The organism is Synechocystis sp. PCC 6803 substr. PCC-P, assembly GCF_000284455.1.
GTDB lineage: Bacteria > Cyanobacteriota > Cyanobacteriia > Cyanobacteriales > Microcystaceae > Synechocystis.
The window spans coordinates 400,752-425,566 of sequence record NC_017039.1; the positions used below are offsets into that span (position 1 = coordinate 400,752).

General features: G+C 49.0%; 18 protein-coding genes. 10 read left to right on the forward strand and 8 right to left on the reverse strand.

All coding sequences use genetic code 11. From position 1 onward, the window contains the following. Positions 1-70: 70 nt before the first annotated feature. Positions 71-1,399 carry an ammonium transporter gene (locus SYNPCCP_RS01945; protein WP_010871581.1) on the reverse strand — a complete coding sequence of 443 codons (1,329 nt, stop codon included), beginning with the start codon at positions 1,397-1,399 and terminating at the stop codon, positions 71-73. Between the two features lie 241 nt (positions 1,400-1,640). Between SYNPCCP_RS01945 and SYNPCCP_RS01950 the strand changes: the two genes are divergently transcribed. Together SYNPCCP_RS01950 and SYNPCCP_RS01955 are read left to right on the forward strand one after the other, a co-directional pair. Continuing rightward, a complete protein-coding gene (locus tag SYNPCCP_RS01950) occupies positions 1,641-2,783 on the forward strand; it encodes a hybrid sensor histidine kinase/response regulator (RefSeq protein WP_010871582.1) in 1,143 nt (380 codons plus the stop codon). Between the two features lie 119 nt (positions 2,784-2,902). Further along, the gene (locus tag SYNPCCP_RS01955; protein WP_010871583.1) at positions 2,903-3,778 is read left to right on the forward strand and encodes a universal stress protein; all 876 of its coding nucleotides are present in this window, start codon (positions 2,903-2,905) and stop codon (positions 3,776-3,778) included. A gap of 117 nt (positions 3,779-3,895) precedes the next feature. Here SYNPCCP_RS01955 and SYNPCCP_RS01960 read toward each other — a convergent pair whose 3' ends face one another. After that, positions 3,896-9,535, reverse strand: a complete 5,640-nt coding sequence (locus tag SYNPCCP_RS01960) for an ExeM/NucH family extracellular endonuclease (protein ID WP_010871584.1) — start codon at positions 9,533-9,535, stop codon at positions 3,896-3,898. A gap of 130 nt (positions 9,536-9,665) precedes the next feature. After that, positions 9,666-13,895, reverse strand: coding sequence for a choice-of-anchor I family protein (locus tag SYNPCCP_RS01965; protein WP_010871585.1), 4,230 nt, complete (start codon positions 13,893-13,895; stop codon positions 9,666-9,668). A 32-nt stretch (positions 13,896-13,927) separates the two neighbouring features. Here SYNPCCP_RS01965 and SYNPCCP_RS17750 point away from each other — a divergent pair, with 32 nt between their 5' ends. The 8 genes from SYNPCCP_RS17750 to SYNPCCP_RS02005 all read left to right on the forward strand — a co-directional run bounded on the left by SYNPCCP_RS17750 (position 13,928) and on the right by SYNPCCP_RS02005 (position 21,082). Further along, entirely contained in the window at positions 13,928-14,053 is a 126-nt protein-coding gene (locus tag SYNPCCP_RS17750) for a hypothetical protein (protein WP_255345277.1), read from the forward strand. 168 nt (positions 14,054-14,221) lie between these two features. Continuing rightward, positions 14,222-14,755, forward strand: a complete 534-nt coding sequence (gene cysC / locus SYNPCCP_RS01975) for an adenylyl-sulfate kinase (protein ID WP_010871586.1) — start codon at positions 14,222-14,224, stop codon at positions 14,753-14,755. 157 nt (positions 14,756-14,912) lie between these two features. Beyond that, positions 14,913-15,596, forward strand: coding sequence for a MotA/TolQ/ExbB proton channel family protein (locus SYNPCCP_RS01980; protein WP_010871587.1), 684 nt, complete (start codon positions 14,913-14,915; stop codon positions 15,594-15,596). 110 nt (positions 15,597-15,706) lie between these two features. Continuing rightward, complete coding sequence (locus SYNPCCP_RS01985) at positions 15,707-16,516, forward strand: biopolymer transporter ExbD (RefSeq protein ID WP_010871588.1); 810 nt, start codon at positions 15,707-15,709, stop codon at positions 16,514-16,516. Positions 16,517-16,551: 35 nt separating this feature from the next. Continuing rightward, positions 16,552-17,892, forward strand: a complete 1,341-nt coding sequence (gene rsmB / locus SYNPCCP_RS01990; protein WP_010871589.1) for a 16S rRNA (cytosine(967)-C(5))-methyltransferase RsmB — start codon at positions 16,552-16,554, stop codon at positions 17,890-17,892. 162 nt (positions 17,893-18,054) lie between these two features. Further along, positions 18,055-18,477 carry a TerB family tellurite resistance protein gene (locus SYNPCCP_RS17530; protein WP_010871590.1) on the forward strand — a complete coding sequence of 141 codons (423 nt, stop codon included), beginning with the start codon at positions 18,055-18,057 and terminating at the stop codon, positions 18,475-18,477. A 31-nt stretch (positions 18,478-18,508) separates the two neighbouring features. Further along, positions 18,509-19,615, forward strand: coding sequence for a calcium/sodium antiporter (locus SYNPCCP_RS02000; protein ID WP_231848046.1), 1,107 nt, complete (start codon positions 18,509-18,511; stop codon positions 19,613-19,615). 237 nt (positions 19,616-19,852) lie between these two features. After that, positions 19,853-21,082: a histidinol dehydrogenase gene (locus tag SYNPCCP_RS02005; RefSeq protein ID WP_010871592.1), complete on the forward strand. Its 1,230-nt coding sequence runs from the start codon at positions 19,853-19,855 to the stop codon at positions 21,080-21,082. Between the two features lie 33 nt (positions 21,083-21,115). Here SYNPCCP_RS02005 and SYNPCCP_RS16665 read toward each other — a convergent pair whose 3' ends face one another. From SYNPCCP_RS16665 to SYNPCCP_RS02030, 5 genes are all read right to left on the reverse strand, one after another. After that, entirely contained in the window at positions 21,116-21,703 is a 588-nt protein-coding gene (locus SYNPCCP_RS16665) for a transposase (RefSeq protein WP_308417040.1), read from the reverse strand. Then, complete coding sequence (locus tag SYNPCCP_RS17535) at positions 21,604-21,963, reverse strand: IS630 transposase-related protein (protein ID WP_010871593.1); 360 nt, start codon at positions 21,961-21,963, stop codon at positions 21,604-21,606. Before SYNPCCP_RS17535 ends, SYNPCCP_RS16665 begins: the two co-directional genes overlap by 100 nt. 159 nt (positions 21,964-22,122) lie before the next feature. Next, positions 22,123-22,860 (reverse strand): response regulator transcription factor, encoded by a 738-nt coding sequence (locus SYNPCCP_RS02020; protein WP_010871594.1) that lies wholly within the window; start codon positions 22,858-22,860, stop codon positions 22,123-22,125. Then, positions 22,841-23,917 (reverse strand): glycosyltransferase family 4 protein, encoded by a 1,077-nt coding sequence (locus tag SYNPCCP_RS02025; protein WP_010871595.1) that lies wholly within the window; start codon positions 23,915-23,917, stop codon positions 22,841-22,843. The genes SYNPCCP_RS02020 and SYNPCCP_RS02025 overlap by 20 nt, the downstream gene beginning before the upstream one ends. 127 nt (positions 23,918-24,044) lie before the next feature. After that, on the reverse strand, positions 24,045-24,815 hold the full coding sequence (locus SYNPCCP_RS02030) for an MBL fold metallo-hydrolase (protein ID WP_010871596.1): 771 nt from the start codon (positions 24,813-24,815) through the stop codon (positions 24,045-24,047).

Consider the following 24,815-nt stretch of genomic DNA (forward strand, 5'->3'; position numbering starts at 1 on the left):
CCTAGCAAAGTTGGGCAACCTTTCCGGATTCTGGGGGTTAACTGTACTTTTGGGTTGAGCCAATCAGCGCCTAGTCTTCAAACGCAATCTCCACCCCTTTCTCGGTTTGACCATGTTCAACAATATCGAGCCCCACTTTTTCCTGGGACGGTTTTACCCGTAATATGCCCCAAAGATCCATGACGTAGAAGAGGAAAAACATGGTGATGAAGGCCCAAAAGGGAATCACCAAGGAGCCGACGATTTGAGCGCTAAGTTTATGTTCAACGTTGGTGCTAAAAATACCCACGGCGATACCGCCCCAAATGCCGCATAAACCGTGGACAGGCCAAGCGCCCACCCCATCGTCAATGCGTAGACGGTCCAACAGCTTAGTGCCCAGCACCGACAAAATGCCTGCCACTACACCAATGGCGATCGCCGACCAATTACTAACGGTGTCACAACCGGCGGTAATGCCCACCAAGCCGCCCAAAATACCATTCAGGGTTACCAGCAAATTAGGTTTGCGCTTATTCTCAGTAATCCAGTCAAAGGCCAAGGCCGCCAATCCCCCCGCTGCTGCGGACAGAGTGGTGTTCACCGCAATTAACATAGTTGTATTGGTATTTAAAGCCCCCACAAAGGCTAATTGACTACCGGGATTAAAGCCATACCAGCCCACCCAGAGAATAAACACCCCCAGGGAACTGGATGTAATCCCCTGATAACCCAGACTATTAATTTTGTTGCCCTCAAAACGACCAATACGAGGTCCCATTACCACCACCGCCGCCAGGGCTGCAAAGCCTCCCACGGAATGCACCAGAAGAGAACCAGCAAAGTCGTGGAAACCCAATTTATCAAGCCAACCCCCTCCCCACTTCCAATGGCCACTGATGGGATAGACCAACCCGGTAATCACGGCGGAGTAAATTAGATAGGCTTTGAAATACATCCTCCCCATCACCGCCCCGGACACAATGGTGGCCGCCGTAGCTGCAAAGGCTGCCTGGAACAACCAATCCACCTGGGGACTAAGCCCTTCGACATTATCCAGATTATTGGTGATGCCAAAGCCACCCCAGCCAAAAAAGCCGCCCAACACCGGGTTTTCGCCGTACATGAGGCTGTAGCCAAAAAGGAAATAAAGTAACACTCCCACACAAACATCAAAAGTGTTTTTAAACAGCACATTAACTGTGTTTTTGTGGGAAGACAGCCCGGCTTCCAACATGGCAAAGCCAGCCTGCATGAACAGTACTAAAACTGCTGCAGCTAGTAAGAATAGATTATTGATTGCATAGGTAACTTCTGCAATGGAAGTGGTTTCCGTTTGGGCTTGGGCCACCCCGACAAATAAAAATGCCAGCATGGCGCCCAGGACATAACGAGCAAGGGGAAAATTTTTCGGTTTCATCGCCTATACTAAATCAACTCCCTGGAAAAGTGAAATTTTTCTCAAGATGGCATCTTAGGAGGGAATGAATTGTTCACTGCCAACTTTTGTTACTGTTTGTCCACAATTTGCCGGCCCGGGAAAAGCAGTACTCTGATGATATTTGGGCTCCAATCTAGTGGAACGAGGAAGTGCACGGTACACTGAAAAAGAGGGGAATGAATCCTCTTCTGCAAAGCATTAGCATCGGCAGTAACGCTCTATGGGAACAGCTTCCCTTCTGGTGGCAGATGACGATCCCGATAATTTCGACGTTATCGATGCCCTCTTAGCGGACCAGGGTTATGAACTCAACTACGCCGATAGTGGCCAACGAGCTATTGACAATCTAGATACCTTTCAGCCGGACCTCCTGTTGCTTGATGTCATGATGCCGGGGCTAAGTGGCGTTGAAGTTTGTCGGATGATTCGTGCTTCGGCTCGGTGGCATGCCCTGCCAATTATTATGGTGACGGCCCTGGATAGTAAACTTAGCTTGGCTAATTGTTTGGCGGCGGGGGCAGATGATTTTATCTCCAAGCCCTTGAACGGATTGGAGTTACAGGCCCGTATCCAGGCCATGTTGCGACTGAAGCACCAGTATGATGCTTTGGGCAATTTGCTGCAACAACGGGAATCAATGGTGCACATGATTGTCCACGATTTACGCAATCCCCTCACTAATCTGATTTTGGGGATACAGGTTTTGCAGAGGAGTCATTCTGATGCTCCCTTGCCCCCGGAAAGACTTGATCGCCTGCTCCAGGCCGGGCAACAAATCCAGCATTTAGTGGATGATATGTTGGTGGTGTCTAAACAGGAACATGGCAAGATTCGTCTGGACTATCAAGAAGTCGACCTGTTGGCATTAATGGGGACTGTGCTGGATGATTACGAGGCGATCGCCAGCCAAAAACAATTAACCCTGGTACGGACATGGGAAAATAAGCCCTTAGTTGCAAAAATAGATCCCCCCATTTTTCAGCGTATTATTAGTAACTTGCTCAGCAATGCGATTAAGTTTTCCCCCACGGGCGCAAAGGTGGAGGTGGCGATCATAACGGAAGATAAGGATAAAGTCACCATCTGCTTCATTGACCAAGGGCCAGGTATTAAGGACGAACTTAAGCTCAAAATTTTTGAGCCCTATGAAGTGGGCACCATCATGCCCAACATTGCCCAAATTGGCTTGGGTCTGGCATTCTGTAAGATGATGAGCGAAGCCCATGGCGGTGCCATCACAGTCCAAGATAATCAGCCCAGGGGAGCGATGTTTTCCCTGACATTGCCCCAGCATCCTCCGGTGCCATTCGGTTGGATGCCCCATGACCAATGGAGAGGAGCAGCGGTGGATATCGGGAAATAAATGGGCCACAGGATCACCAAGGTCAATCTTGACCAAGGGCCAATGGGTTTAGATTAGATTGATTCACAATTTGACAAAAGTACTAGCAACAACCATGCCAGCGGAGGGCAGATTTTATTATGTTTAAGCATTGCCTCATTTGTACCGACTTTTCTGATGGACTACAACGACTAGCGGGCTTTGTAGAAGAACTTTCCCTCTCTGGCATCACTAAACTAATTTTTCTCCACACCGTCTCCGTTTGGGAGGATGAACACATAGCCGATGTGGACGAAAGCAAACTGAAGGAAGCCAAAACCTATCTGGAGTCCTTGGTGGGTCAGGTGCCTCCAGGGATAGAGGTCAAAGTAGAAGTATCCTCCGTGCGGTATGTGGACTTGGTAAACCAGTTGGTGGAGCAGGAAGCCATTGATCTGATTATTAATGGCATGCCGGTGCGGAGTAACTTAGAGTCAAAACTGTTCGGCAGCCATACCCTTTCCTTGGCGAAATCTACCAAAGTGCCGGTGATGATTTTACGCCCCCAATTGGTCAGCACTTACACCGTTGAAGAAATGGCTTTGCGGTGCCAACATCTCTGGCGCAATTTACTAGTGCCCTACGATGCTAGTTCTGCGGGTAATTATTTAATAGAAAGATTAAAAAGTGCCTTGGAAAAGGCTCCCCCCGGTAAGGTTGAGTCCTGTTACTTCCTCTCCATTTTGGAAGATGGTATGCGCCGTCCAGAACTGTTAGAAATCCGCCGTCAGGAGGCGGAAGCCAAGCTAGCGGAAATCAAACAACAATTTAGCCCCCTGGTGCCGAATATTATTACCGAAGTGCGCCATGGTAGCCCTGTGCAGGAAATTCTCGACACTGCCTTTGTCAATGACATTACGGCGATCGCCGTGGCCAGCCGCCGAGCTACGCTATTAGATTGGACAGTACCTAGTTTGACGGATAGTATTTTGAACCGCAGTTGGTTTCCCCTCCTGTTTTTCTCTCCCAAAGGTTAACCACAGTTAGAACGAACAGAGTCTAGCCTGCTGGATTTCCCGACATCACATATACGAAAAAATCCCCACCTCTGCAAAATTAGGAGTGGGGATATTACTTGTGGGAAAACTAGGAGCTTAAATTACAGCATTCAGATCAACACCAAAAATGCCAGCCTGGGCGATCGCCTGGGGAGAACCAGCTTCAAACACACTGGAGGAAATCCAGTTCCAGTCAGCACTAGAGTTCCAAACACCAATTTGATTAGTGTTGAGGTTTTGCCACAGCACTTGGTTAACCCCTTGTACAGTTTCCGCCGCTAGGGCTTGCCAGTTACCGAGGTTGTTGTCAAAGGCTTCCCCAAGGTATTTGATTGGTGTGGTTAAATCATCCCCAGATTGGACGTAGTAATTACCCAAGATGCCTTCCAGGAGAGTTGTAGAACCTTGGTTTTCCACGGTCGTCAGGCGATCGCCAAGGAGGTCATCGTTGTTGATGTCAATCTGGAAGGTAACTTCTGCTTCCAGAGTATTGAAGGAATTGGTAGGCCAAGTTTGCGAAGAAATCCAGTTCCAGTTGGAGTCGGCATTCCAAACACCAATCTGACCAAGGTTGGGATTTTGCCAAAGCACTTGATTGATGCCATTGACCGTTTCTGCTTCCAAAATTTGCCAATTGCCAAAGGTGCCACTGGCAAAGGGTTGATTGTTAAATTTAAGCTGTACTTCATCACCCCCAGGAAGTAGGACAAAGAAGAAGCCATTTTCGGCCATTACGCCAATTTCGTTGGCGATCGGCTCAACGGGGGAAGCAAGGTTAAGGCCGACAATTATGGGGTCATGGTCTGAGGAGCGATAGGGAACCGTACCATCAAAAATATTGACATCCCGCCCAAAGTCGAGGTTGTAGTCCAGGGCATCTGCTTCATCGGCGTTGATCCCCCATTCTGTTGCGCCAGTTACCTGTGCTGCCAAGCTAGCACTGGCAAAGGCATAGTCCAGGGTACCGGTTTGACCATCAAAGACATAGGACGTATTGGTCCCGCCACTGAACTGGGCCCCGAGATTGACATAACCAGCGCTTTCCAGAGCTTTAATGGGATCTTCCTGGGCGTAGGCATTATAGTCACCTAAAAGCAGATAATCCGAATCATTTACCCCGGTGGGATTGGTATTGAGCCATGTCACTAACTCCTGGGCAGCTTTGGTGCGGGTATCGTTCCAGAAGCCCTGACCATCATTTTGATCAGAATCGGGATTACCGGCATCGCCAGCAGTTAAACCGGAAGCACCTTTGGATTTAAAGTGATTGACCACTGCGGTGAAGGTTTCACCCGTAACTAAATCCCGGAAGGTTTGGGCCACCGTTGGACGGTTGCGGTTTTCGCCAGTGTTATTGGGGTCAAGGAAAGCCTGGGTATTTAAAATGGCAGCATCCCCGACCAGACTGACCGCACTAACTTTGTAAATCAGACCAACGGCGATCGCATCGGTGCCAAGAAACTGAGTACCGGGATTGACCCAATTGTAAGTTCCTGCGCCGGCCACCGCATTAAGCTCATTAACCAAGTTTTCAATAGCATTGCCACTGGAGCCGGGGAGAAAATCATTTTCTAGTTCCGCTAGGCCTAACACATCGGCATCGATCGCCAGTAAGGCGGTAACCAGTTTGTCCGTTTGGCGATCAAATTCCGCAGTGGTGTCTGCCCCACGGGGATCTTGACCAATGGCCGTGCTTACACCGGACAGGTCGATGGTCTTGAAGTAGTTGAGGACATTGAAGCCCGTTACCTTCAGGGAACCGCCAACATTTTCTGGTGTGACAGGGCGATCGTTCACCTTAGTAAACTGATTTGTCCCATCTACAGCAGAGCGCACCCGCCAAGTAGCTCCACTGGAAGCGTTACCTGCCCACTGGTAGCTGAGAACGCCAGTGAGGTTATTGATTGTGTCGCCCATGCGAATATCACTAGCGGTGCTGAAGCTGGAACCAAAACCATCCAGATTGCTAATTTCTGCGTTCTGCACACTCAGGCCATCATCGTAGGTAATGGTGCGAGCACCGATTTCCTCTCGGTATGCCCCATAGCCTGCCACATTAGCATCATTAAACTGGGTGAATTGTTGGGGACGACCGCCTTGGCTGAGTTTGATTTCATTAAAGCGATCGAGATTAAACATTTCCGTAATCGTCAGGGTATCAGTGAATTTCACCAACATCCCTTCAAAAGCTTCCAGATCGGGCTGGGGCGTTCCCCCCTGACTCTCGGTGGTACCGGCAGTGGGCAGGGTAATATTCGCAGCGGTCGGTAAGGTGTTGCCGGAACTAATTACCGTGATGTTGGTGATCGTATCAATCTGAGTTTCACCAAAGAATTCATCAACGGTTCCTGTAATTTGAACCTTGTCGCCAACGTTAACATCGGTAATGAAGTTGCCGTTCTCAAAGATGAAAATCCCTTCTGAAGTAGCAACATTCCCATCAACATCTGCATCTTCTTCCTGAACGTAGAAGCCCCGCAGATTGCGACTGATATCCCCATCTCCGTCTTGGAAGTCTCCCACCACGATCGCCTCAATCGTCACAACATTGTTGACTAAGGGACTCGCAGTACCAGTGCCTTGAATCTCATGGATTTTAACTATAGTGGGATCGACACCTGTGATGTAGATACTGGGGTTACCGATATCACCCCCCGTTGAGGCGTAGGAGTTTTGGGCATCATCTACTGAAGACAGCACCCAATCGGCATCAATTTCCTGATCTGCTAATTGGTCAGCCGATATCCAGCCACTGGAATTTTGAGTACGGATGGTGCCAGAAAAATCTTGATCTCCGTAGGTGAGACGATCTACTAAGTTACCGGTAGCATCGTACAGGTTAATTTCATCACTACGACCTAAATTTTGGCTAAGTCCTCCAATAATTTTAGCTGTTGCCGGCAAGTTCCAAGCTGTTCGGAATGTCTCGGCGTCTGCCTCCGTTAAAATCACCGACTCACCCGGTTGCACTACCCCAAAAGCACTCAGGTCAACTGAACCTGCAACTCGCCCACTGTCGGAAAAACTCCAACCTGTCATATCCACAGACGACGTATCAATGTTGGTAAACTCGATAAATTCGCCGTCAGCGCCAGAGTACATAAACTCAGTAATTTGGAGCCTGGAGACGGTAATGGGAGTGTCATTGTCCTCGATGTTTACCGTAGCGCTGGAGGCACTGGTAGCCACATCATAATTGGCTGTGTCCGTTAGGGTGATTACGATGGACTCTGTGGATTCGATAATCACGTCATCAATGGGATTAATCGAGATCTTGACTTGGGACTGACCCGCCGGAATCGTTACTGTTGTGGGATCAATGGCAGCGTAGTCCGTACCGTTAGCCGCATCGCCGCTAATGCTATAGGTCACATCCAAGGCGGTTGAGGTATCACCTGTGCGGAGAATGGTGAACTCCCCCGGAGTGGGGCCATTTTCGGAACCTGTAGCTCCTGTGGCTGCAATTCCCACCGTTGTATTTGAGCTGACAGAGCCGGCGATCGCCCCCGGGGAACCGTTTAAAATAACGCCTTCACCGGCATCAATCACACTGAAGGCTCCATTGCTACCCACGGTACTTAGGTTAGCGACGCTGGGGTTGCCGAGGGCATTATCGAATGTGCTAAAGGGAGAGGTGGATGGAGATGAGCCAAAGGTTACCCCTGTGATTAGTGAACCCGTGGCATCAAATAAATTAATCGCATCTCCACCAGTGCCCAAACCGGGCCCACCGTAGGTACCGATCGCCAAGCCAGCGGGGGCTGTCCCACCAAACCAAAGATCAATAAAGGCGGTGATCGTGTTGGCATCACCATCCACAAAGACCACCGATTGACCCGGGGCAATGTTGGTTACACCAGCAAGGGCGGAAGCATTGGCAAAGCTGGCGGAATCGTCATCAACCTTCCAGCCTGTGATGTCAATTGCATTGGCACCAGTATTGGTGACTTCAAACCAGTCTGCCCCCACAGAGCTATTACCACTGGACCAGGGTGCAACCTCAGAGATAATTAGGTCGGAAATTCCGGCAGTATTAGTAATATCAAGGGTGAAGGTGGTGATGGCATCGGGAGTATTGCCCAGGGTCGCATCATCCACGGCGATCGTCACTTCATAACTGGATTGGGTGGAAAAATCTAGAACAGTACCAGCCTTAAGGAACAACCCATTCCCGACAATTTCAAAGTTGCTAGCATCGGCTCCCGATAAACTCAACGTATTGGTTCCCAGGGAATCATCACCAATAATAATATTGCCGAGTTTAATCGCCGAGGTGGTATTAGCATTTTCCAATAAATTATTTACTCCATTGGCCACACTGACCGTCACCGGAGCCGCATTGTTGAAGACATAGTCCGCAGGGGCATAAACCCACACTTGGGGATGATTCCCATCGCCGCCGCCGCTTTCACTGGTGATGTAGAGCAGGCCATCATTGTCTAGGGTTACTCCCTCAAAACCTTGGTTTGTGACCGATAGGGGGTTATCGGCATCGGCATTAATCACCAATTCACTCAGGATATTACCGGAGCGATCAACTTCCACCAACCTGCCATCTTCCTGACCCAGCACCAGCAAATTGTTGGCGATCGCCCCACTGACAAAGCTGGAATTAGCCAGGGCAAAGACATCGGCAATATCGGTCATCCCGAGGAGAGCCGGATCAAATAAATTGCTGGAGTCCTGTGTGGTAGGAGAACCATTGCTGGCTGTACCGGCACCGAAATCAATGGTGGTTTGGAAAATGCCTTGGGGATTAACTTCCTTGACGAAAATAAAACCACCGGTTACGGGATCTTTGGAAACTCCTTCTAAACCAATGTTGCCCACCGTGGTGCCCAAGGTGACCGCCTGGACATCGGCCCGGCTTAGGGTTCCTCCCGCCGCATAGGTAAATAGATTGGCTTGGCGTAGCCGCTCTTCCACCAGCACAAACTGACCATTGCCCACGTAGGTTAATCCTTCGGGGTCAGCAAAGTCCCCCGCCGTCAAGGTCATGGAGCTTATCAGTTGACCTCGCTTATCAATCTCAACGATCGCCGTTCCTTCATCCCCCAACACAAAAAGGGTGTTGGTATCGGGATTGTAGGTAATGGCGGAAACCTCCAGGGCTAGCTCACTGCCAGCAGGGGGGGCCACTGTCCGGGTGGGAACAGGGAGGTCATAGCGACCAATGCGGACATAGGTAGACAAGTCTAGTCCATTAGTTCCACCAGCACTAAAACTGGCGATCGGCCAAGATGGTGTAGCAGTTGCATTCACATTTGCCGCGTCATCATCCAGGGCATCTACTCCACTAAAAGTCCACTCAGACGCATTGAAAGTGCTGCTCGGAAGGGCGCCATTGTTGCGATAGGCCCAACCGTCAAGGTGTTCCCAGGGCCTGCCAGTACCGTCTATACCAATTTCGCCAAATACATCAACAATTGAACCATTTTCAAAAAGAATTATTGTATCGTCCCCATTTATATTCGCTACACCATCGGTAAAGTTGGGATTAAACCCAAAAAAGCTATTAAATCCTGATGTCTCACTGGCAACGTAAATGTAATCCCCTGCCGTTGCAGAGCCGGAGAGGGTAAATTCTGGGCCGGTGCTCGCATTGCCATTGGTGGCGGCTTCAATGCCATACATACTGAGATCGGCAATGTCAGCTAGGACGTATAACTCGATCGCCTTCGGGAGTCCACCGGGCAGTGGTCCGTCAATAATACCGGTAATAATTAAGTTAGACACGTCAAAAATCTCCTCCAATAGTAGTCAAGTTCTAAGTGAAAATGTCAGTTAATGTGGGCAAAACGGAAAACTCCCTGGTTATTAAGCTAAAAATGCTTGCCAGGGAGTATGGCTCTAATCGTTTTGATGATTAGACTAAAACGGAGTCAGCCGTGGTTAGGACGGTAGTTGGGATACCAAAAATTTCAGCTTGGGCGATCGCCTGGGGAGAACCAGCTTCAAATACATTGGAGGAAATCCAGTTCCAATCAGCACTAGAGTTCCAAACACCGATTTGGTTGGTGTCGAGATTTTGCCACAGCACTTGATTAACCCCTTGTACAGTTTCCGCCGCTAGGGCTTGCCAGTTACCGAGGTTGTTGTCAAAAGCCTCCCCTAGGTATTTGATTGGTGTGGTTAAATCATCCCCAGATTGGACGTAGTAATTACCCAAGATGCCTTCCAGCAGACTGACGTTGCCCTGGTTTTCCACGGTCGTCAGGCGATCGCCAAGGAGGTCATCGTTGTTGATGTCAATCTGGAAGGTAACCTCTGCTTCCAGAGTATTGAAGGAATTGGTAGGCCAAGTTTGCGAAGAAATCCAGTTCCAGTTGGAGTCGGCATTCCAAACACCAATCTGACCAAGGTTGGGATTTTGCCAAAGCACTTGATTGATGCCGTTGACCGTTTCTGCTTCCAAAATTTGCCAATTGCCAAAGGTGCCACTGGCAAAGGGTTGATTGTTAAATTTAAGCTGTACTTCATCGCCCCCAGGAAGTAGGACAAAGAAGAAGCCGTTTTCGGCCACTACTCCAATCTCATTGGCGATTGGGTCAACGGGCCCAGTGGAATCAATAACAGTATCCACACGGAAGGCTAGATTTTGGATTCGGACATCAAATTCCGGGGAAGTGTCTGCCTGATTAAATGCAGTCTCCAGGCTATTGAAGTTGGCTGCTAAATACTCCGCTAGGACATCTTGCTCGGAACCATCGGGGGCAAAGGTGGCCAGGCCGGTGCGGGGAGCATCCGCTGGCAGAACCAAATCCACCAAATCAACAGATTCACCACTGGGGAAAGGATAGCCATCACCACCATTGGCCAAAAATCCCAGGGTGACCATGCGGAAGGTGCGGCTAGGATCTCCGACCAATTCACCATTACGCACAACAACATCCAGGTCATTGCCGGCCTCATCTTCGATCGCCAGGGAAAGAACACGATCGCCAGGGGCACGGTTGAGGTCAAAACTGAAGGCAAAGCCACTGACTTGGGGAAAACGACCCTGTTGGTTGGTGCCATCACTGGCCGCTACCCCGTGTTCCACCAGGGCTAATAATTCAGCCGCAGTAACGGTGATCAAGCTCAAGCCATTGTTAAAGCTAAGGGCATTGGCAATGTCGGTTTCAGAAATACCGCCTGCGGGTTTAACAATATTGCCCTCTGCATCGGTAACAGCTTCGTTGGGAAGTCGCTCTGGTTCTCCGGTACCGCCGGTGGGGACTAGAATCCGACCGATATCATCCCGAATACCGCCCCCATTTTTCAGGGAGATAACCACAGAGGAATCGATGGTTTTGGCGATCGCCAGGTTGGCATCGGCGGTGAGGTTGCCTAAGTTGGTTTCCTGTTGGCGAATGGCCGGGCGTGAACCTTCAAGATAGACATTACTAACGCCAAAGACATTACTTTCCTTGGCAACAATGACTTCCCGCAGTTGGTCGACAATGGCTTGAATTTCTGGGTCGATCAATCCAGCGGCATTGAGATCCGCTACCCCTTGGTCGTCGGTGGCGTAGGCTCCACTGATATTGGGATCATAGCTCTCAGGAATAATGATCCCGTTTTCATTGAAGTCAATGACTAAGCGACCAAGATATTTGTAGTTACCATCGGTGTTGACCACTGCTACAGGGTTACCGTCGGCATCGGTTTTGATAATAGGGTAAATACCTTGGGCACTGTCCCCAGCCCGGAGGCGATCGTTTTCATCCAACAGACGGGTGTTGGAACCACCGGCTACAATGATGTCAACATGCTTCAACCGAACAGCTAATTCCTGCTCAATGGCAATTTGTTGCATGTGGGCCAGAAGCACCACTTTATTCAGACCGGGATTAGCAGCGAGTAACCCATCAACGTCCGCTTGAATTTCCGCCGCCAAAGCATCTAGCTGTTCAGGGGTTGGAACACCGTTAAAGGGTTGAGGATTAACCGTTACGCCACCGGGGCTAGAAATAGTAGTAATGGTGGGGGTAGTGGCCCCGACAATGCCAATTTTTTCGCCATTGACATCAATTACCGTAGTGGCGGCGATGCTGTTGGGCTGAGGGGCTTGATGGTCAGGCACCACTAAACCAGAAAGATTGCCATCGGTGGTGAAATCAAGGTTACTGCTCAGGTAAGGGAAGTTAGTACCGGGGAAGTTATCTTCACCATTACCACCGATCAAATCCTGGATTAATGCCGTCCCCAAATCGAATTCATGGTTACCAAAGGCGATCGCCTGGAATCCTAATTCGTTTTGAATCAAAATATCGGCCCGACCCACACCGCCAAACACATCTTCCGAAGCGGATAGGAACAAACCAGGAATGTAGGCATCGCCGGAGGAGAGAATCAAGGTGTTGGCAAAGCCCGCAGTACCGTCATTATCAATGTCTTGCTGGACAAGAGCATTGAGTACAGCGGAAAAACGGGGAATATCATCCAATGCGGGAACTCCGGCTTCTTGGTCAGCAGCATGGAATAACTGCAACCGGAAGGGCTGGGGAGTAGGTACGTTAACTTCAAAAACAGCAGTCGTGTTGCTAACCTCATTAGTCACCACCAGCAATGGTTTGCCATTGGGACTATCGGCGGCATTAATGAAAATCAATCCTTCTGGGCCGGAATCGGTCAGATTGGACTCAGGATCAACAGTAAAGTCCCGGGGGTTAATATATTGAACAAACTCAGGGGATTGGGGGGTGGTCACGTCATAAACCATCACACCGCCAATGCGCTCTAGCCCCACAAAGGCGTAGGTACGGCCATCAATGGTGCCCACTGTTACCCCTTCCGGTTCGGGGCCTTTATTATCACTACGATTGTCTAGGTCATTATTGTCGTTACTGGCATTGAAAAAGTCGGGGATGGCTTCGGCAATAATGCGCTCAAAATCTTCGCCACTGTCGTAAACCAAATTGCCGCTGCTGTTCCAAATGGAAAAGGAACGAGAACCATAGACATAAAGTTCATCAAAATCCCCGTCCCCATCGGTGTCCCCTAACTTGGTGGTTACCGTCAGACGGCCAATGGCGGGATCGGCCTGCAACTCAGCGGCATTGGGAAAGGCGATGGGATCTAGAACTAAATCTTTAATCCGGGCCTCTTCAATAAAAATATCTCCTTCGCCATCAAAGGGAGGGGGTAAAAGGTCATCATCAGAGGGACGATTGCGGGCATCCCCTTCGTTGGCAGTGATGTAATAGGTCTGGTCACCAACGGCGAAAGAAGCAATGCTATCGGGCATGTACATCCCGAATATGGGCCAGTTTTGAATATTGATCCCACCATCACGATCACTGGCATCCAATCCATTACCGGGCAAGCTATGGTCTTTAAAACCGAGGGGCAAAATCGCTTCCACGGTGGTGGTGGCAATATCAATTAGAGCGACAGAGTTATTCTCCTGTAAAGTTACCCAGGCTTTGGTTCCATCACCGCTGAAGGCAATATATTCGGGCTCTAAATCCTCCGCTACGGTACTTTCTCGGACAACGTTACCGTCAGCATCAAAAATTTGCCCCAAAAATCTGACGCCGGCGGATTGTAATTCGGCTTTTTGAGCATTAAAACCGTCAAAAGTGGCATTCTGGGCAACTAAATTAGTAAATCCCCCGGTAATATCAACAATACTTACTGAACCAACGGGGTCAACTGTGTAGCTTTCGTTAGGTTCCCCTTCGTTGGCAGTCAAAATTTTGGTTCCATCAGGGCTGAAGGTAACCATGTCCGGCAGAAAGCCCACTGAGACTTTGCCCAAAAAAGCCCCTGTGGTTGCATCAAAAAACTGCACTTGACCAGCTTCTTGGTTATTCAAATCATCTCGAATTGCCAGAGATACAGCCACAATTCCCGCACTGGGAGTGCCGGCCTTACCCACTGCCACACTGTTGGGCACAGGACTGAAACCAGGGGGAATGCCATCGAAATTTAGGGCTAAATCTTCAATCTTGACGGGGTTAGTGGGGTCGGCTAAATCTAGAATTTCAATCACGTCACCGGCGACCACAAATAGGCGCTTAGTACCGGGGTCGAAGGCGGGAATTTCTGCCCCGTTGCTACTGGCAAAGCCGCCAATTTTGCTAATCAAACTAACGCCGCTGTTAATGGTCATAATTGCTTTAGAAATTTCTCAATCAGGAAAAAGTGGGGCAAAACCTTCAATCGGTGCTGGCGATCGCCAACGGACAGCAAAATTCCCCATCGGTGAAGGACGATCACTTGGCCCCGCTCCAGTTTTTCATAGAGAAATTAAGAAAAACTTATGGTTAGACTATGAAAAGGTTAAGCAAATTTGCTAACTCTAGGGAAAGTTGAAGTAAAACCGCCATTGTCAACGGGGAACGAAAAAGCTAAGCTCAAGGGCGGCACTTTACTGTGCAAATTCTGCGAAAAATCCTCGGCGGGATCGACAATTTTTGAAAAATTCCTAGATTATCTATGCAACAACGTGGCGTAACAATTTGGTTAACGGGACTGAGTGGAGCGGGGAAAACCACTATTACCCACGCATTGGAAAAGAAATTACGGGACAGCGGTTACCGTCTGGAAGTGCTAGACGGTGATGTAGTGCGTACCAACTTGACCAAAGGACTCGGTTTTAGCAAGGAAGACCGGGACACCAATATTCGCCGTATTGGTTTTGTGTCCCATTTGCTCACCCGCAACGGTGTGATCGTCTTGGTTTCCGCCATTTCTCCCTACGCAGCCATCCGTCAGGAAGTGAAACACACCATTGGGGATTTTCTCGAAGTGTTTGTCAATGCGCCCTTGGCTGTTTGCGAGGAGCGGGATGTGAAGGGTTTATATGCCAAAGCCCGCAGTGGAGAAATTAAAGGTTTCACTGGCATTGATGACCCCTATGAGCCCCCCACCAATCCCGATGTGGAATGCCGCACCGACCTAGAGGAACTGGATGAAAGCGTGGGCAAAATCTGGCAGAAGCTAGTAGATCTAAAATATATCGAGGGCTAAGGCGAACTTAACACCGGTCAATCTCTCTAGGTGGGAGAATGCTTGCGTTAGGATTGTCTGTGGTTAAGCCCGATCGCCAAGGGATTAGTCCCTTATTTCCCCGTAAAGTTGAATACTTTTCTAGTCGCACATATTGCAATGGAGGCAATGAATAGCAGTGAATCCCATTGAGTTGATGCAAAAGGGCGGCGTGGCCATGTGGCCCCTGCTTCTCCTATCGATTTTGTCCGTCAGCACCATCATCGAGAGGTTGTGGTTTTGGGGCCAAGTCATTCTCAAAAGCTCCCAAACGGCTTCCCGTATTTTAGACACGGCGGCCCGGGATTGGGATACGGCCATTCGAGTCGCCCAGGACAGTCGTCGTTTTCCCATTGCTAAATATCTGTTGGCTCCATTGCGTTTGCCCCACCCAGACCCAGAGGTTTTTCACCTGGCGTTGGAGTCGGCGGCGGACGATCAATTGGCTCTCATGCGGCGGGGAGACAAAATTCTGGAAGCCATTATTGCCCTGTCCCCCCTATTGGGACTGTTGGGTACCGTGTTGGGTTTGATCCAATCCCTTAGTTCCATCCAAATTAGCGATTTGGGTACAGCTTCCACCGCTGGAGTCACCCTTGGTATTGGGGAAGCACTGATTTCCACAGCGGCCGGTTTGATCATAGCCATTGTTAGTTTGGCCTTTTACCGTGTGTTTCAGGGGCTATGGTTCAACCAAATGCGAGTCTTCCGTAAAGTAGGCAGTGAACTAGAGGTGCTCTATCGCCAACGCTGGTTTGAAGAGGAAATGGCCTACGATGACGGCCTAACCCCCAGCCCGGAAGCGGAAAGTTTGCCCCAATAGTTTTGCTGGAATCAACTTTTCCAGGCTTGTTAGGATTGGGGAGGTTGATTGAGCCTATTTTTAGGCATCTTCCCCAGGATTGAGTCCGGTTTTTTCTCCTTCCCATCACCATGGCATCTTCCCCTAAAGCCCCCAAGTCCCACCGTAAATTCCAGTCCATTTACCATCCCACCCGTCCCCTGTCCCTCTGGCAGGATAACCAACATGACCAGGGGGAAGTGCGCATTGAGATTATTCCCCTGATTGACGTTGTTTTCTGTATTCTGACCTTTTTTATCCTGGGGGCGGTGGGGCTATCCCGACAACAAGCCATTAGTTTAGATTTACCCCGAGCTAGCACTGGGGCTCCCCAAATGCGGGAAATGTTTATGGTGAGCCTGGACGATCTGGGGCAACTTTATGTGGAAAAACAGCCGGTAAGCCAGGAGCAGATGGTTAGTGCCCTGCAAAATTATCACCAATACAATCCCAGCGGTTTGATTGTGCTCCATGCTTCCCGCAATGCCAGTTATAACGATGTGGTGCAATTACTGGATACTCTGCGAACCGTGGGCGGCGATCGGGTGGCTTTAGCGACTTTACCCGGCGATGGCCAAACTCCCTCGGGCATGAACCCCAATAGCTTTAATAATCCTAATTTGGGATTACCGGGCATGACTCCGGGCAACGCATTCCCCAATGGTGCCAATCCGGGAATGTCCAATTTTAATAACTCGAATCCTGGGGGTTCCGGTGCGGGCGTCCCTAATTTTAGTAACACTCCCTTACCAGGTATGCCCGATGCCAATGGCAATGTGTCTCCCAATCCTGGTATGAATCCTGGTTTTCCCGGTGGAGGCGCCATGAGCCCTGACCCCAACTCCCAATCGCCCAATTTACCTGGGATGGGTAACACCGTGCCCAGTGCCCCCCAACAGTAATTGATTGATAGTAATTGGCTGAAACTGCATTGCCTATGATTTCGGCTCGACAATTGGCCTTTTTGATTCTGCGAGACATCAATCGCCGGGATAGTTACACTGATGTGGCCATTGACCGGGCTTTGCAAAAACATCCATTGTCTCCCCCCGATCGCCGTTTTTGTACGGAATTGGTGTACGGAGTGGTACGCAGACAAAGAACCCTAGACTGTTTAATTGAACAACTTGGCGATCGCCCCATTGGTAAGCAACCTCCGGATTTAAGACGGATTGTGCAACTGGGACTATATCAACTGCGTTACCTAGACCAGGTACCGGCTTCAGCGGCGGTCAATACCGGTGTGGATTTGGCCAAGGCCAATGGCTTAAAGGGATTAAGTAAAGTTGTCAACGGTATGTTGCGTCGCTACCAACGGGCGGAGGAACAGGGAAAGAACATTTTAGACCAGGAAAAAATCAGTTTGGGGGAGCAATATAGTTTTCCCGATTGGTTAATGGAGTTATTCGAGCAAACCTGGGGCAAGGCAGAAACGGAATCTCTCTGTGCCTATTTCAATCAAAATCCTTCCCTAGATCTACGCATTAACCCGTTAAAAACTAGCAGAGTAGAAGTGGCCCAAAGCCTAGCGGAACTTAATCTAACCACCACGGCAATGGCAGGTTTGCCCCAGGGTTTAAGATTGGGCGGAAAAACCGGGGCCATCACCCAACTGCCAGGGTTTGCGGAGGGTTGGTGGACAGTGCAGGATGCCAGTGCCCAATGGGTGGCCCAAATCCTTAATCCCCAACCGGAGGAAACTATTTTTGATGTTTGTGCGGCCCCCGGCGGCAAAACCACCCACATAGCCGAGTTGATGGGAGATCAAGGACAAATTTATGCTGGCGATCGCCATGGTTGGCGGTTACAAAAATTGGCCGTTACCCAACAAAGATTGGGACTAACCAGCATTAAAATTTGGGAAGGAGATTTAACTCAACCGGGAGTCAAACCTCCTGTGGAATTGGTGGATCGAGCTTTGCTGGATGTGCCCTGTTCTGGCCTAGGAACTCTCCATCGCAATCCGGACCTGCGGTGGCGACAAACTCCCGCTACCATTGCCACCCTTCTGCCCCTCCAGCAGGCTCTATTAAAGGCGATCGCCCCTCTAGTGAAATCCGGTGGCACCCTGGTTTACTCCACCTGCACCTTGAATCCGGCGGAAAATGAAGCTCAGATTGAACGGTTTTTGCAAGATCATGAAGATTGGCGATCGGAGCCTTTTGAGTGGACTAGTCCCCAAGGTCAAACTAACTCGGTAACATCAGGGATGCTGACTATCTTGCCCCATCACCACCACCAAGATGGTTTTTTCATTGCAAATTTGAAGAAAGCTTAACAATCCTAACGGCGATCGACTCTTCCCCCCCACAATAGAAACAGTGAATCAAAATTCTGGCCAGGGGATCAACGCCTCAAAAGTAATATATGGGACTTATTTCTTGGTCGGGAACTTTAGCTGAGTTAACTGTACCATTCCATCCCTGGGGGGTAATGCGCCATGACAAAAACTGCTAAAACTAAACAACTACTCAAAATTCTGATTGGGGCCGCCTGGCTAGATGGGGTAATCGAAGTCGAAGAAAGGCAATATCTACGCCGCTTAGCGGCAGGATATGAACTAGAAAATGATCTGGAATTACAGACCCTTTTGTCAGAACTAAAATCCGTAGAAGCACCCCAATGTTATGCCTGGGTAAATGAGTATTTAGGAGATTATCCCAGTGAGCAGGAATATTCCGAATTGCTAGAAGCATTAAGTGGTCTGCTCTATAGTGACGGCGATATTCAAACCCAAGAAGCCCAGTTGCTTGCCTCCCTGCAGGAATCAGATCCTGGCCATGGCCACCCCAAATCGTCCCTTGATAAATTTCTCGGTAAGGTCCAGCGGCTTTACCTTCGGGCCGTACAAAAGGCAGGTTAGGTTTTTTCACTTGGGCTTATTGAGAGCAAACATGATGACTTGGTTGACCATTCCGTTTTTAATTCTGGGGTTAGGCATTTTAGTGGCGGGGGCAGAAATTTTAGTCAAAGGGGCTTCCCGCATTGCCTTGATGGCGGGGCTTTCTCCCTTAATTATTGGTTTAACCATTGTGGCCTACGGTACGAGTATGCCGGAAATGGTGGTTAGTCTCCAAGCGGCGATCGCCGGCCAGGCCGATATTTCCATTGGCAATGTGGTGGGCAGTAATATTTTCAATGTGTTGTTGATACTGGGGGTCTGTTCCATCATTACACCCCTTATTGTGGCCCAACAGTTAATTCGCTTAGATATTCCCATTTTGATTGGGGTCTCTGGACTGTTGCTAATGTTTGGTTGGGATGGGCAAATTAGTCGAGTTGATGGCGTAATTTTAGCCAGTGGAGCCATTCTCTACACAACTTTTCTGATCCGGCAAAGTAAAAAAGAAAATAACCCCGATGTCACCGAAGAATACCTCAAAGAATTTGGGGAACCTGTGCCTAAAACCGGCAAACAGATATTCATTCAAATTGCTTATGTTGTAGGGGGCGTTGCCCTGCTTGTGTTGGGGTCTAGCTTATTAGTGAAAAGCTCCGTGGCCATTGCCAAAAGCCTAGGCATCAGTGAATTAGTAATTGGTTTAACCCTAATTGCGGCGGGGACTTCTTTGCCAGAATTGGCCACTTCTGTAGTGGCTAGTTACCGGGGGGAGCGGGATATTGCGGTGGGTAATGTGGTGGGCAGTAATATTTTTAATATTTTGGCCGTATTGGGTTTTGCCGCCATTTTTTCCCCCAACGGTATCCAGGTTTCTAACTCTGCTTTTAACTTTGATATTCCTGTGATGTTTGCCGTTGCCCTAGTTTGTTTGCCTGTCTTTATTACCGGCAGATTAATTGACCGCTGGGAGGGCTTTTTATTCCTGTTCTATTACATTGCCTACACTGCCTATTTGGTGCTTGATGCTACCCACAATCAGAATTTACATATATTTAATAATGTGATTCTTTTTGTGGTTATTCCCGCAACGGCGATCGCCCTAGGACTATCCCTTATCCCCGATTTAGTGAGGGGGAAAAAAAACGATACCGGAATCTAATTTCCACCAAAGCCCATTGGGCACCGGATAATTTGCCTTGACTGATATGCTCCCACCCGTTTAAACGATTGACAATCCAACGATTAAACCTTTGACCCTAGTAAGGGTTCTGTTTTGACCTTTCAGATAGACCAGGGGGAATGGGCAACACAGGGAACTTCAGGGGTAAAAACGTTAAGCTAAAACAGAACTGGGCACTCTGCCTGGGGTTGACTGTTTGGGAGCAAATTGGTTGCCATGTTACGTCTCATCACCCAGTCCGGTGACATTGTTCAGGAGTTGCGACGTTTACATCATCGTCCCGTTCCTTCCCCCTGGCCGGTCATGGCCCAGGTGGTGGCGGCGATGGAGCATTGGGCTGCCATGGACCAGGATGCTCCCCCCAGAGTTAGTGGAGCGGAGTTGGATGCGGCTTATCAACGCATTAGCCAGGAAAAATTGTCGGTGATTCGCCAGGCTTGCGCTGCCCTGGAGCAGGTTTACCGCCCGCAACTGCCCAAGACCCAAGTAAGCTTTCCGGAAGATGGCACAGTGCGGGGACAAAGGTTTTATCCGGTCAGAAGAGCTGGTTTTTATCTAGAAGCAAAAAGGGGCGATGCCCTGGGCAATTTACTCCGCCAGGGGATGTTGGCCAAGACTGTGGGGGTGGCGGAACGGGTTTTGGTGACGGAAACCATTAGTTCGACTATTTTGGTGGCGGCCCAGGAAATGGGCATTGAAGAAATTTATCTGGCCGCTGGGGTGCCGGCGATCGCCATGCTGACCTGGGGAGCAAAAAATATTGCCCCGGTGGAGTCCATTACAGGGGCAGGCTGCCCAAGGGTGATGGCGGCTAAACAATTGGTGAGTGGTGTGGTAACCATTGACCAAACCCTGGCTAGGACAAATTTAATGGTGCTAGCGGACGGTGAAGCTAACGGACAATGGCTAGCCCTGGATTTGTTAGCCCATGCCGAACAATATCCCAATGCCAGCGCAGTGCTACTGACCGATCGCCTGGAGTTGGGGGAAGAGGTGATTCAATCAGTCAATCGCTATTGTCGGGAGCAGGAACATTCTGTACATACGGAAAAGGCTTTGGCCCATTACGGCCTAGTGGCGATCGTCGAAGACCTAGAGGCCTGTGGAAGTTGGATCAATGAGTTTTGCCCCCATATTTTACTGTTAGCCATGGAAGACCCCTGGACCATGGTGGAGAAAGTTCAGCGAGCCAGGGAAATTTACATCGGCCACCGCAGTCCGAGCATTTTGGGTCATTACCTCAGTGGGGCCAACCGTCTGCAAACCCAGGATGGGGCCATGGCCACCGCTAGTGAATTGGCATTCCATTGTTTTCTGCGCTCCAGTCAATTACTCGACTACGGCAATAATCCACCGCCCCCTTGGTTAAAGGATTTGGTCAATTGGCAAGGCCTGACGGCGATCGAGGAACGCTTGGGGCAATTGGGTCGACTCAAGGAAAGTTAGAAAAGTATAGTAGTTTCAAATAAGGCTGAGACGCTAAACGCCACAGTAAGAACGGATAATTTCATCAAGAGACGTGTCAATAGGAGCGTACATTCTAGCTCGTTTCAAGGCACTAAAGTCATGCTCAATATCATTTAAATCAGGAGAATATTTCGGCAAAAAAAGAACTTCATGACCTGCTTCTTTAGCCAATTCTTTAATGGCAGTTTTACGATGAATAGGAGCATTATCCATTATTAATATTGATGGAATGTCGAGGGAGGGTAGTAAATATAATTTTAACCATCCTTCAAAGCCTTCTGCATTCAAACTCCCAGTAAAAACCATCGGTGCAATCAAATCTTTTTTTCCTTTTCTTCTCCCTGCTACTAGATTTTCTCTGACTCCCCTTTTTCCTTGTCTATCTCCATAAACTTTTTTTCCTTTTTTTGACCAGGCATAAATACAAGCCTGGATTGCTTCGAATCCAGATTCATCTATGTAAACTATAGCTTGACTACCATAGAGCTTGATTAGTTCTCTTAACATTCTATAGTACTTAACTCGTTCCTCCCGGTTTCTTTCTCGATAACGTAGTTCTTTTTTTTTCTGTTTATTTTCATTTTCTTTAATGCGTAATATACGACACTCGGCCTCACTCCAAATTTCTTGGCTCTGTCTATCAATCTTGCATCGGGATTTTCTTCTACGTCTTTTTTTAGAGCTTCCCAGTCTAATTTCCTATGGCGACGCTCTACTTTTGTTGGGCTTAAATCTACTCTATTTAACCATCTGTATATCGAGGCTTTTCCTATTTTATATATCTTGGAAGCCTCAGTTATTTTTCCTCCAGCTTCTATATAAGCTACTACCCTTTGCCTTAAATCTAAACTGTAAGCCATTGTTTAAACCTGTTCATTTTGTACACCCCATAATTTTACATTAAATTCTCTCATCGTTAATTGAAGTGACTATAACGACCACAAAAATGCTAATGCGTTGTAGGTTTCTGGACAGAAGGTCTACCTGCCTAAGCCAACCATGGGAACCAAAACCGCCCCTTAATCAGGGTCTTCAAACTTATAGCCCAAACCGATCACCGTTTTAATAAAAGTAGGATTAGCGGGGTCCGGTTCAATTTTCTTGCGTAATCGACGAATGTGGGTATCCACCACCCGTTCATCGCCAAAAAAATCATTGCCCCACAACTTTTCAATTAATTGGGTCCGATTCCAGACCCGCCCCGGATAGCTCATAAACGTAGCTAATAAATTAAATTCCAACCCGGTCAACTCCAACTCTTCCTGGCGATCGCCCTGGTAACGACTCGCCTGATGTTGGTCTAGGTCCACCTGAAAATGGTTTGTACGATAAATTTGTCCCACTGGTTGCCCCTGGCGCAATTGCCGCCGCAATAGGGCCCGTACCCTAGCGACCAATTCCCTCGGACTGAAGGGTTTGACCAAATAATCATCGGCCCCGGTGGAGAGGCCAATAATGCGGTCGATCTCCTCCCCTTTGGCGGTCAACATCAGAATATAGGGGTCTTTGCTGCCCGGTTGTTGGCGAATGCGGGTACAAACTTCCAGTCCATCCAATTTGGGTAACATCAAATCCAACACAATTAAATCTGGAACCTGTTCCTGGAAAATTCTTAAACCAGTTTCTCCATCATTGGTGACAATGCAGGTAAACTGTTCTCGCTCCAACGTTTCCCTGATTAGCTGGGCGATTTCCTGGTCATCTTCCACGATTAAAATGTTGGGCATGGCAATAAATTCAGTCCTGTTCCCCCACATTGCGACTATTACGCCACACTTGCCAGCCGAGATAAATCAACAGCACAGTGGCGCCAATGGCAAAGCCCCAACCGCTGGGAATATTGGAAAATCCCAAAGCTAGGCTACCGGCCCAGAGAGTAAGAGCATAGATAAACAGTACCGTTAGACGATGGGAAATACCGGCATTGATCAAACGATGGTGCAGGTGACCCTTATCCGCCTTAAAGGGGGATTTTCCCTTAATAACCCGGGAGAGAATCACCACCGACATATCTAAAATTGGCACCGCCAGCACCAGATAGGGCAATAAAACCGCCGTCACCGCCACCGTGGCCATGGCTGCCACTTTCACCAGGCCAATTACTGCTACGGCCCCCAAGGTAAAACCCATAAAGTAGGCTCCCCCATCCCCCATGAAAATCTGGGCAGGATTGAAGTTATAGCGCAAAAAACCCAGGGCCCCCCCGGCCAGGGCTGCTGCAATCAAGGCCGCCTCCGATTGTTCCATAAACAAACAGAGGACAAATAGCACCACTGCGGCAATGCCACAGACCCCCGCTGCTAAACCATCCAAGCCGTCAATCCAGTTAATGGCGTTGGCCAAACCCACTAACCAAATCACCGTAATAGGCAAACTTAAAATGTTTAGGTACACCAAGTTTCCCAGGAAGGGCAGGGTAAAAAAGTCAATTCTGACTCCCATATTCCACACCACCGAGGCGATCGCCACCTGGGCCAATAAACGGGAAAAAGGACTCAGATCGAACAGGTCATCAAATAAACCAATGCCAAAAAAGGCTAAACCCCCCAGCACTACGCCCCAGACTTCCCATTCCCCTTTGGTACTCATGGCACCGAAGGCCCCAAGATTCCAAACCACCAACAGGGCCACTAAGCTACCGAGGAAAATGGATACTCCCCCTAGGCGCACCATGGGTCGATGATGCATTTTGCGAGCACTGGGTTGGTCTACATAACCGGCCCTCCGTCCCCAATGGTTAATCAATGGTGTCGTGAACCAAACCACAATCACCGCCAAAATAAATGCAATGAGATAATATTGACCGCCGAGCATGGGCAAAGATGGGATTGGGAAGGGTTTAGGATAAAGTTTACCCCATATTTGTACGGTGCTTAGCCACTGTTACCCAGGCAGTAAAGACTTTGGTATGGCCCCTAGAATTTGGCTCCGATGCTGGGGGTTAAACTAAGTCAAACCGTTGACCCCGCTTAACAAAGCCCAGAAAGCCATCTTCCAACGCGGGCGGCAATGGCCCCGGTTGGTAGCCATAGAGCCACATTTTTGCTTTGATGGCGGCGGGCAGTTTACGCAACTCGTTGTAATGGGCGTGGACGGGGCTGGGATAGGGGGAAATTTCGCAATCATGGAAAATGATATCGGCCCGATGAAAATATTCCTGCAGGCGATCGTAGCTAAATTTGGTGTCGTTGCTAAAGAAAACTTGGAAGTGATTGACCGTGAAAAAAAGACCATAGGCGGGCATCAACATTGACCCCGTATCCACATGGTTGAGCTTAATTAATTGGAAGTTAACATTTTCCCAAGTGAACGTTTCTCCTGGTCCCAAGGCGTGGATCTGAAAATAGCTATCAACTTCCGTCATTCCTCCTTCAATGGCTTCCATCCCCCCGGCCAGGGAACGCTCCCATAAATCCGCCGCAATATCCTGACTTAGATATAAGTTGGGTTTGCCGCAGTTGGGGTCAAACATGGTGCTAAAACCAACGTATTCTAATCCCCCCACATGGTCTGAATGGAGATGGCTAACGTAGATATCGGTGATGTCCCGATGACTCAGGCCGAGGGCGTAGAGGGAAAAACGAATGTCGGTGCCACAATCAATTAGGAACTTTTTGCCGTTATCGAGGGTGAGAATGGCATTGGATTGAAAATTGTCCGCCCCCACCGTGAAAGCAGAGCCGGAGCCAAGAAAGGTTAGGTTAGCGGCCAC